This is a genomic window from Stenotrophomonas sp. TWI1183 (genome assembly GCF_039673115.1).
GTDB lineage: Bacteria > Pseudomonadota > Gammaproteobacteria > Xanthomonadales > Xanthomonadaceae > Stenotrophomonas > Stenotrophomonas maltophilia_AA.
On sequence record NZ_JBDJKZ010000003.1, the window covers coordinates 244,719 to 254,822 of the forward strand.

9 protein-coding genes are annotated in these 10,104 nt (G+C 67.1%); 6 read left to right on the forward strand and 3 right to left on the reverse strand.

Annotation, left to right across the window (positions count from 1 at the left end; all coding sequences use genetic code 11):
- Window positions 1-6: 6 nt before the first annotated feature.
- The 6 genes from ABE434_RS05155 (at window position 7) to ABE434_RS05180 (ending at window position 7,841) form a co-directional block, all read left to right on the forward strand.
- Window positions 7-1,050 (forward strand): LacI family DNA-binding transcriptional regulator, encoded by a 1,044-nt coding sequence (locus ABE434_RS05155; protein WP_176989885.1) that lies wholly within the window; start codon window positions 7-9, stop codon window positions 1,048-1,050.
- Window positions 1,051-1,094: 44 nt separating this feature from the next.
- Window positions 1,095-2,405: an L-fucose:H+ symporter permease gene (gene fucP / locus ABE434_RS05160; RefSeq protein ID WP_346478072.1), complete on the forward strand. Its 1,311-nt coding sequence runs from the start codon at window positions 1,095-1,097 to the stop codon at window positions 2,403-2,405.
- A gap of 7 nt (window positions 2,406-2,412) precedes the next feature.
- Window positions 2,413-3,408, forward strand: a complete 996-nt coding sequence (locus tag ABE434_RS05165) for a carbohydrate kinase (RefSeq protein WP_346478073.1) — start codon at window positions 2,413-2,415, stop codon at window positions 3,406-3,408.
- Entirely contained in the window at window positions 3,405-4,598 is a 1,194-nt protein-coding gene (locus tag ABE434_RS05170) for an AGE family epimerase/isomerase (RefSeq protein WP_346478074.1), read from the forward strand. Before ABE434_RS05165 ends, ABE434_RS05170 begins: the two co-directional genes overlap by 4 nt.
- Window positions 4,599-4,679: 81 nt before the next feature.
- Window positions 4,680-7,319, forward strand: coding sequence for a glycoside hydrolase family 2 protein (locus ABE434_RS05175; protein WP_346478075.1), 2,640 nt, complete (start codon window positions 4,680-4,682; stop codon window positions 7,317-7,319).
- A 69-nt stretch (window positions 7,320-7,388) separates the two neighbouring features.
- Window positions 7,389-7,841 carry a hypothetical protein gene (locus ABE434_RS05180; protein ID WP_346478076.1) on the forward strand — a complete coding sequence of 151 codons (453 nt, stop codon included), beginning with the start codon at window positions 7,389-7,391 and terminating at the stop codon, window positions 7,839-7,841.
- Between the two features lie 132 nt (window positions 7,842-7,973).
- Here ABE434_RS05180 and mtnC read toward each other — a convergent pair whose 3' ends face one another.
- From mtnC to ABE434_RS05195, 3 genes are all read right to left on the reverse strand, one after another.
- Window positions 7,974-8,672, reverse strand: coding sequence for an acireductone synthase (gene mtnC, locus ABE434_RS05185; RefSeq protein ID WP_346478077.1), 699 nt, complete (start codon window positions 8,670-8,672; stop codon window positions 7,974-7,976).
- A 3-nt stretch (window positions 8,673-8,675) separates the two neighbouring features.
- Window positions 8,676-9,239, reverse strand: coding sequence for an acireductone dioxygenase (locus ABE434_RS05190; RefSeq protein WP_346470538.1), 564 nt, complete (start codon window positions 9,237-9,239; stop codon window positions 8,676-8,678).
- A 99-nt stretch (window positions 9,240-9,338) separates the two neighbouring features.
- The gene (locus ABE434_RS05195) at window positions 9,339-9,998 is read right to left on the reverse strand and encodes a methylthioribulose 1-phosphate dehydratase (RefSeq protein ID WP_179459065.1); all 660 of its coding nucleotides are present in this window, start codon (window positions 9,996-9,998) and stop codon (window positions 9,339-9,341) included.
- Window positions 9,999-10,104: the final 106 nt, after the last annotated feature.

A 10,104-nucleotide genomic window follows, 5' to 3' on the forward strand; every position in this document is an offset into this window, starting at 1 on the left:
GACCCGATGAAAGACAAGGCCACCCCCGCCGGCAAAGGCACGCGCGCGGTCACCGTGACCGACATCGCCGAAGCGATCGGCGTGTCGCGCGCGACCGTGTCGCTGGTGCTGCGTGGCAGTCCCCTGGTGAACGTCGACACCCGTGCCAAGGTGGAGGCCGAACTGCGGCGCCAGCGCTACGTGTACAACCGCGGCGCGGCCAACCTGCGTCGGCGCACGTCCTCGAGCGTGGCCCTGGTCATCAACGACCTGTCCAACCCGTTCTTCGCCGAATTCGCCTCCGGGGTGGACGAGGCGCTGGGCGGCAAGGGCTTCGTGACCCTGCTCGGCAGCACCGGTGAATCGCCGGAACGGCAACAGGCCGTGCTGACCACTTTGATGGAGCACATGCCGGCCGGGCTGATCCTGTCGCCTGCCGAAGGCAGCGATACCGGGCAGCTGCGGCAGGTGCTCGGCCATGCCAACGTGCTGCTGTTCAACCGCGAACTGCCCGGCGCCGAGTGGGACTTCCTGACCCTGGACAACCAGCAGGGGGCCTACCTGGCCACCCGCCATCTGATCGAACAGGGCCACCGCCGCATCGCGTTCTATGGCGGCCATGCGGTGTCCAGTTCGTGCCATCAGCGTCGTACCGGGTATGCGCAGGCGCTGGTCGAGGCGGGCATGCCGGTGCAGCCGGCGTGGCTGATCGAAACCTCGCCCAGTCGCCTGGATGCGGCCGCGCGGACCGGCGAGCTGTTCGCGCTCGGTGACGTGCCGACCGCGGCGGTCTGCTACAACGACAGCGTCGCACTGGGCCTGATGCTGGGCCTGGCCTCGCGCGGCGTGCAGCCGGGCCGCGACTTCGCGGTGACCGGTTTCGATGATATTTCCGAGGCCTCGGTGGCATCGCCGCCGCTGACCACGCTGACCGTCAACCCGCGCGAGCGCGGGCGGCAGGCAGCCGAACTGCTGTTGCTGCGTCTGGACCATCCCGACGCTGCGCCGGCCCGTACCGTCGCACCGGTCCAGCTCCGCGTTCGCGAGAGCAGTGGCGCGATGACCGTCTGATGGTTCCCCCAATCACCTGCTCGCGCACTGAGGCGCGTACCTGAATGCCCATCTCTCCCACGCCCCGCCTCCCATCCTCATCCTCCGCTGCGCCCGTGGTGAACACGCGTGTCGCGCTGGCCGTGGCGACCACGATCTTCTTCATGTGGGGCTTCCTCACCTGCCTCAACGACATCCTGATCCCGCATCTGAAGGCGGTGTTCGAACTGAACTACGCCCGCGCGATGCTGGTGCAGTTCACCTTCTTCGGTGCGTACTTCCTGATGTCGCTCCCCGCCGGCCGGCTGGTCGCGCATCTGGGCTACAAGAAGGGCATCGTCGCCGGCCTGGCGATTGCCGCGGTCGGTGCGCTTGGCTTCTGGCCGGCCGCCGAACTGCGCGTGTATGAAGCCTTCCTGGGCGCCCTGTTCGTGTTGGCCACCGGCATCACCGTGCTGCAGGTCGCGGCCAACCCGTACGTGGCGCTGCTTGGCCCGGAGCAGACGGCCTCCAGCCGCCTGACCCTGGCCCAGGCGCTGAACTCGCTGGGTACCGCGATCGCGCCGATCTTCGGCGGGCTGCTGATCCTGGGCAACACGGTCAAGAGTGCCGACGAGATCGGCGCGCTGCCGGCCGCCGAGCAGATCGCCTACCGCGTGCAGGAAGCGCAGTCCGTGCAGGGCCCGTACGTGGGCCTGGCCGTGGCGCTGTTCCTGCTGGCGGTGTTCGTCTATCTGTTCCGCCTGCCGGCGCTGACTGAAACCACCGAGCAGGCCGATACCAGCAAGCACACCCTGATGGATGCGCTGCGCCATCGCCACGTGCTGTTCGGCGTGCTGGCGATCTTCTTCTACGTGGGTGCGGAAGTGTCGATCGGCAGCTTCCTGGTCAACTACCTGTCGCTGCCCAACATCGGCGGCTTCACCGAGAAGGAAGCCACCCATTACGTCTCGGCGTACTGGACGCTGGCGATGATCGGTCGTTTCGCCGGCTCGGCGATCATGACCCGGTTCTCGCCGCGCGTGCTGCTCACGCTGTTCGCGGGCATGAACGTCGCACTGCTGGCGCTGACCATGCTCAGCCAGGGGCAGGTCGCGCTGTATTCGATCGTGGCGGTGGGTCTGTTCAATTCCATCATGTTCCCGACCATCTTCGCGCTGAGCATCGAACGCCTGGGCACGCTGACCAACAAGGCCTCCAGCCTGCTGATCATGGCCATCGTCGGTGGCGCGGTGGTGCCGTACCTGCAGGGCCTGCTGGCCGACAGCATCGGGCTGCATGAGTCCTTCATCCTGCCGCTGCTCTGCTACGGCTACATCATCTTCTACGGCCTGTCAGGTTCGCGCCCGGCCGTCGGATTCCGCCAGGGAGCTTGAGGCCACGATGTCCAAGATTGTTTGTTTCGGCGAGATTTTGATCGATCTACTTGCCCAACCGCCGGCCACCCCGGACACCCCGCGTGCTTTCCTGCAGTACGCCGGTGGCGCACCGGCCAACGTCGCGGTAGCGGCTGCAAGGCTCGGTGCGGATACCCATTTCGCCGGCATGCTCGGCCAGGACATGTTCGGCGACTTCCTTGCCGAGAGCCTGGCCAGTGCCGGCGTGGCGACCGACTGCATCGTGCGCACCGACGCGGCCAAGACCGCGCTGGCGTTCGTAGCGCTAGATGCCAGCGGCGAGCGTAGTTTCAGTTTCTACCGCCCGCCGGCGGCTGACCTGCTGTTCCGCAGCGCGCACTTCCACCCGAACTGCTTCGACGGTACGCGCAGCTTCCACGTATGCTCCAACAGCCTGACCGAGGCGGAGATCGCCGATGCCACGCTCGAGGGCATGCGTCGCGCCCGCCAGGCCGGTGCGATGGTCAGCCTCGATCTCAACCTGCGCCCGGCGCTGTGGCCGACCGGTGTCGACCCGCTGCCGCGGCTGTGGGAAGCGCTGTCGCTGGCCGACCTGGTCAAGCTCTCGCGTGAGGAACTGGAGTACCTGGCGGCCTCGGTGCCCGGCGGTGATGCCGCGGTGGTCGAGCGCCTGCTCGCCGCGCAGGCCCAGGCGGTGGTGATCACCGACGGCGCCGCACCGATCCGCTGGCATACCCGCCACGCCCACGGCGTGCTCACCGGCTTCCGCGTCACCACGGTCGATTCGACCGCGGCCGGCGATGCCTTCGTCGGCGGCCTTCTGTTCGGGATCGGCGAGCGCGGCGGTGACGGCGCCGGTTTCGCCGCGTTCTGCCAGGACCCCGCCGGGTTGGTGGAGGCGATCCGCTTCGGCGCGGCCGTCGGTGCATTGGCCGTGACCCGCAAGGGCGCTTTCGCCGCGATGCCCAGCCTCCATGAAGTCCAGCAACTGCTGCAGCAACAACAGGATGACGCCGCATGACCACGCCGGTTCCGCCGACCCCCGACTTCCGCTCGCCCGCGTTCCTGCGCGCCCACATCGCGCAGACGATGGCGTTCTACCAGCCGCATGAAATCGACCCGAACGGCGGCTTCTTCCATTACTACCGTGACGATGGCAGCGTGTATGACGCCAGCCACCGTCATCTGGTCAGCAGCACCCGCTTCGTGTTCAACCATGCGATGGCTTACCGCGAATTCGGCAAGCCCGAGGACCTGGCGGCGGTCGAGCATGGTCTGCACTACCTGCGCGAGGTGCATCGCAACCCGGCGACCGGCGGTTATGCGTGGACGCTGCGCGATGGCGTGGTCGAAGATGCCACCAACCACTGCTATGGCGTGGCCTTCGTGCTGCTGGCCTACAGCTGCGCGCTGAAGGCCGGGATCGGCGAAGCGCGGTCGTGGATGGACGAGACCTGGCAGCTGCTGGAAGCGCGCTTCTGGGAACCGGCGTTCGGCCTGTACAAGGACGAAGCCGACGCCGACTGGCACTTCAGCGACTACCGTGGCCAGAACGCCAACATGCATATGTGCGAGGCGATGCTGGCCGCGTTCGAGGCGAGCGGTGAGCAGCGCTATCTCGATCGCGCGCTGCTGCTGGCCGATCACATGACCCGTCGCCAGGCGGCGCAGGGCGATGGCCTGGTGTGGGAGCACTACGACACCCAGTGGCAGATCGACTGGGACTACAACCGCGACGACCCCAAGCACCTGTTCCGTCCGTGGGGCTTCCAGCCGGGCCACCAGACCGAGTGGGCCAAGCTGCTGCTGATCCTGGACCGCCACGTGCAGGCCGACTGGCTGGTACCGACGGCGCGGCATCTGTTCGATGTGGCGGTGGAACGCAGCTGGGACGCCGGGCGCGGCGGGCTGTATTACGGCTTCGCGCCGGATGGCAGCGTCTGCGATGACGACAAGTATTTCTGGGTGCAGGCCGAATCGCTGGCCACCGCCGCGCTGCTGGCCAAGCGCACCGGCGACGCCGTGTACTGGGACTGGTATGACAGGGTGTGGGACTACGCCTGGCAGCACATGATCGATCATCGCCATGGCGCCTGGTATCGCATCCTGGATGCGGACAACCGCAAGTACAGCGACGAAAAGAGTCCGGCGGGCAAGACCGATTACCACACCATGGGCGCCTGCTACGAAGTGCTCAACGCGGTGCGTTGATCGGCGGATCGCCAGTGGATGTCTGAACGTGCCGGCCCCCGGCCGGCCGGCATAAGCGGGTCAACAACGAGGCAGGCTGCCATGCGTCATTTCCGTGTCGTCCGTGCGGCCTGCTGGCTGCTGTTGCTGCTGGTGGGATCGTGGGTGCTGCCGGTGACTGCAGCGCCGCTGCAGGCCCAGTGGAGCTTCCGCCTGTTGCCCGGCGATGCCCAGCTGCGCGCCCATCCACAGTTGGCCGGCTGGCGCACCGCGCAGGTGCCTGGCGCGGTGCATACCGACCTGCTGGCACAGGGTCAGATTCCCGATCCCTACGTTGGCGCCCCCGAGGCCGGGCTGCAGTGGATCGGCCTCACCGACTGGGAATACCGTGCGCAGTTCGATGTGGATGCGGCGACGCTGGCGCGCGCACATGCCGAGCTGGCGTTCGAAGGCCTGGATACGTTCGCGACCGTCACCCTCAACGGCCAGCCGCTGCTGCAGGCGAACAACAGCCATCGCACCTGGCGTGCGCGGGTCGACGGCCGGTTGCGCGCCCGCGGCAATGAACTGCGCATCGTGCTGCGCTCGCCGATCCGCACGCTGCTGCCGGACGTGCAGGCGATGCCGCACAAGATCGCCGGCAACTATCCCTCGCCCTATGGCGATGAACCCAAAGACGCGATGGTCGGCAATTTCGTGCGCAAGCCGGGCTACCACTTCGGCTGGGATTGGGGCCCGCGTTACGTGACCGCCGGCATCTGGCGGCCAGTGCGGCTGGAGAGCTGGGACGCGCAGCGCTTGACCGCGGTGGCCGTGCACACGCGTGCCCTGGATGCGGCCCGCGCGGACCTCGAGATCGCGGTCGAGGTGGAGAGTGCGGCGGTGGGCACCGCCGCGGTGCAACTGGAGGTACTCGATCCGGACGGCAAGCGCGTGGCGCGCATCGACCGCAGGGCGATGCTGCAGGCGGGCGACAACCGCATCACGATCCCGGTGGCGCTGCAGAATCCGCGGCGCTGGTGGCCGGTCGGGCAGGGCGAGCAGGCGCGCTATACCGTGCGCGCCACCCTGGCACCGGGCACCGCCGATGCGTCCCGCATCGAGCAGCGCACCGGCCTGCGCACCGTCGAACTGCGGCGGGAGGCGGACCGCAACGGTGGCCAGGGCTTCGCGTTCGTGATCAACGGCGTGCCGATCTTCGCCAAGGGCGCCAACGTGATTCCGTTCGACATGTTCCCGGCGCGCGTGGACGAGGCGCGGATCCGGCGCGAGCTGACCGCGGCACGCGATGCCAACATGAACATGCTGCGCAACTGGGGCGGCGGTTACTACGAAGACGATGTCTTCTTCGACATCGCCGATGAGCTGGGCCTGCTGGTCTGGCAGGACTTCATGTTCGGGGGCGGCATGCAGCCCGGCTACGATCCGGCGTTCCGCGCAAACGTGGTCGGCGAAGCGCGCGACAACGTGCGGCGCCTGCGCCATCACCCCAGCGTGGTGCTGTGGTGCGGCAACAACGAAGAAGAGACCGCGTGGAAGGACTGGGGCCACGGCCGTGACCTGACGGCAGCGGACCCCGTGTTCGCCGCGCAGGTCTGGCAGGGCTACGTGGACCTGTTCGGCAATGATCTGCGCCAGGTGGTGGCCGAGGAGGGACTGGGCGTGCCGTACTGGTCGAGCTCACCGGGCAACGACCTGGACGAAAAGGCCAACGATTCCACCCGCGGCGACAAGCACTACTGGCAGGTGTGGGGCAATCCGGCGCTGCCGGTGACCGCCTACCTGCGCGAAACGCCACGTTTCATGTCCGAGTACGGGCTGCAGGCCTGGCCGGTGCTGCGCACGCTGGACGGCATCATTCCCGCCGCCGAACAGCAGGTCGACAGCCCGACGGTGCGTGCGCACCAGAAATTCATGGCGGGCGAGGGTAACCAGCGCCTGCTCAAGTACATCGAGGAGGAGTACGGCACGCCCCGTGATTTCCCGGCATTCGTGTACCTGAGCCAGGTGATGCAGGCCGACGGCATCCAGCTGGCCGCCCTGCATCACCGTGCCTCACGGCCGTACACGATGGGTTCGCTGTACTGGCAGCTCAACGATGTGTGGCCGGGGGCGTCGTGGTCGAGCATCGACTACGCTGGACGCTGGAAGGCGCTGCATTTCCACGCCCGGCGCTTCTTCGCCGACCACGCGGTGGCGGCGCTGCGCGACGACGGCACCACCCGGGTGAGTCTGCTCAATGATCGCCAGCAGGGCCTGCAGGCGACATGGCGGCTGCGCGTGATCGATCTCGATGGCACGCTGCGCAGTGAACAGCGGCATGCCGCGGCCCTGCCGCCGTTGTCCGCGTTGGAGGTGGGGCGATTTGCCGATGCCGACCTGTTGAAGGGGGCCGATCCGACCCGCACCGTGGCGGTGGTCGAGCTGTTCGACGGCGGGAAACGGCTGTCGCAGCAGGTGGTGTATTTCGTGCCGGCCAAGGCCGTGGCGCTGTCACGGCCGGCCATCGACAGCGCATTGCGCGCCGACGGCGACGGCTATGTGTTGACGCTGCGCTCGCCCACACTGGTGCGTGCGCTGTGGATCGCGTTCGATGGGCTGGATGCCACGCTCGACGACAACGCACTGGACCTGGTGCCGGGCGAGACGGTGACGATCCGGCTGCGCGCGGATGCGGATCTGGCGACGCTGCAGAAGGCGCTGAGGCTCACCTCGTTGGTCGATACATCCGCCGCCCTGTAGCGGCCGGACCTGGCCAGCGCGTGCGGTGCGTGAGCTATTCTCCAACGTATCGTTGACCAGGCTACGCACGTGTTTGCAGCAGACCAACGCATCATCCAGAGCAGGTGGCAGGAAGAAGCGTATCCCCGTCGGGATTCACTTGCTTTCGCGAATGGATTTTACTGCCTGTTCGAAACGTCCGAGCAGCACCCGGGGGTGATGGAGAAGACATGGATTCCGGCGTCGGATGCGTGGCAGGTGGGCGCCCATGGTTGTGAGGGGCTGGCAATACTGAGTGCCATCACGCTGTCGACAGACACGCTGATCACCTGTGGCGAGTGCTGCGCCGCAGGTGAAGATGGCTTCATCGCAGTGAGCGAGGCCGCGACCAATAGGTTGATCTGGCTGCTGGTGCTGAGCCGAACGGACCCGTTCGTCGCCCTGGCGCTGGAGGAGGATTGCGTTCGAGCCACCTCGTCGGGCGGCACAACGGTCCTCATCCCGTTGCACCGCCCGGACCAGCTATCCATCGCTTGGGGATGAAGAGGCTGGGTGCCGCAATCGCGCGGAAGGCATCCACGCATGAATCATGCTACGTGCCCGGCGGCAGCCGCTCTCCGCATGGCGATGCGTTCATTGGATTGGCGCCCCATGGAGCCGCGTGGATCTACCCGGTTACAGCGTGATCTGCTGGAAATTCTCAACGCGGTCGTGGCCATGCGTGGCCTCACCACTGCGTGGCAGCGGGTAGTCGTCCAAGCGATCCAGCAGACGGGTCTGCAGGCCCGCCTCGCGGGCGGCATCCAGCTCTTCCACCACATCGGACAGGAACAGGATCTGCGCGGCAGGCACGCCGATGGCATCCACGATATGGCGGTAGCTGTCCGCCTCGCGCTTGCCGCCGACTTCGGTGTCGAACCAGCCCGAGACCAGCCCCGTCAGGTCACCGGCTTCGCTGAAGCCGAAAAACAGCTTCTGCGACGGGACCGAACCGGACGAATACACGTACAGCGGCTTGCCCTCGGCATGCCAGCCCTTCAGCACGGCGGCCACTTCCGGATAGAAGTGCGCCTTGTAATCGCCGTTGCGGTAGCCGGCTTCCCAGATCATGCCCTGCAGCGCCTTGAGCGCGGTGTGCTTGCGGTCCTGGTCGATCCAGCCCTGCAGCGTTTCCACGATCAGGCTGTCCTGGCAGGCGCCGCCGATCTCCACCGCCACCGCGTCCAGCCAGCGGCGCACCTGCGGCTCCTGGCCATGCGCGGTGACGAACGCCGGCAGCGCCTTGCGCGCATACGGGAACAGCACGTTCTTGACGAACGAAATGCTGCTGGTGGTGCCCTCGATATCGGTGAGGATGACGGTCGGATGCGGCATGGATCAGTCGGCCTGGTGCTGTGCGGGGTGGTAACGCGGGAAGGTCTGGGCGATGTCGCTGCCGGTGAAATGGCCGACCCAGCCATCCGGCTCGGTGAAGAAGCGGATCGCCACGAAGCTCGGCTCCTCGCCCATGTCGAACCAATGGGTGATGCCATCGGGCACGGCGATCAGGTCGTTCTTGACGCACTCGATCTCGTAGACCTTGCCGTCCACGTGCAGGGTGAACAGCCCGGAGCCGGCGACGAAGAAGCGGACCTCGTCTTCCTTGTGGAAGTGCTCGTCCAGGAACTTCTTGCGCAGCTCGGCGCGGTTCGGGTTGTCCGGTGCGATCGACGCGACGTCCACGCTCTTGAAGCCGTGCGTGGCAACCAGCCGGTCGATATCGACCTTGTACGCGGCGAAGACCTCGTCCTGGCTGGCACCCGGCGCGACCTCGTGGGCCGCCTGCCAGCGCTCGAAGGTGACGCCGATCGGCTTGAGTTCGGCGGCGATCGCCTCGCCATCCCGGCTGTCGAACAGCGGGACATCCGGGGCGGTGTCATCAAATATGCGGAGTCGGCTCATGGCGGCGGCATCGAGGCGAAGAGGGGAAGGAAAGGGTACCAGTGCGGCGCCGGGGTGGGGGCGACGCACTGATGCCGAAGCGCGGAATACAGATTCTCTTCAGGAATCTGAGCGCGATCCGCCGCGCAGCTTGCGCAGTTCCAGCTCACAGTGCAGCAGGAATTCGAAGGCTTCCATGTGGCGGCGCGCCTCGGCCATGGTGCGGCCCCAGGCGTACAGGCCGTGGCCGTCGATCAGGTAGCCCCACAGCGGCTGGGTGTCGAGCAGGGCATCGACCTGGGCCGAGAGCACGTCCATGTCCTGGGTGTTGGCGAACACCGGCACATCGACCGCCATCTCGTGGGTGCTGTTGCCGTGGAAGGCCTTCAGCAGCTCGTAGCCTTCCAGCCGGATGTGGCCCTGCGGCGCATACAGCCGCGAGGCGATGGTCTGCACCGGCGAATGGGTATGCAGCACGCAGCCGATCTCCGGGAAACGGCGGTACAGCTGGGTGTGCAGCAGGGTCTCGGCGGAGGGGCGCAGCGGGCGGCCGACGGCCTTGCCGTCGAAATCCACCACCATGATGTCGTCCTCCACCAGCCGGCCCTTGTCCTTGCCGGAGACGGTGATCGCGGCATGGCGGTCATCCAGCCGGTGGGAGAAGTTGCTGCTGGTGGCCGGGGTCCAGCCGGCGTGGGCCAGCTCGCGGACGTTGTCGATCAGCAGCTGGGCAAGTTCGCTCAGGCGCGCGGTGTCGTACGGGAAGGTGGGGGTGCTCATGGGGCTATTTTACGGCGCTTCCATCGATTTCGCGCGCTCGGCGGTAGTGCCGGCCGCTGGCCGGCTCCTCATGAGCGCTTTGGGGGCACGTGGAGCCGGCCAGCGG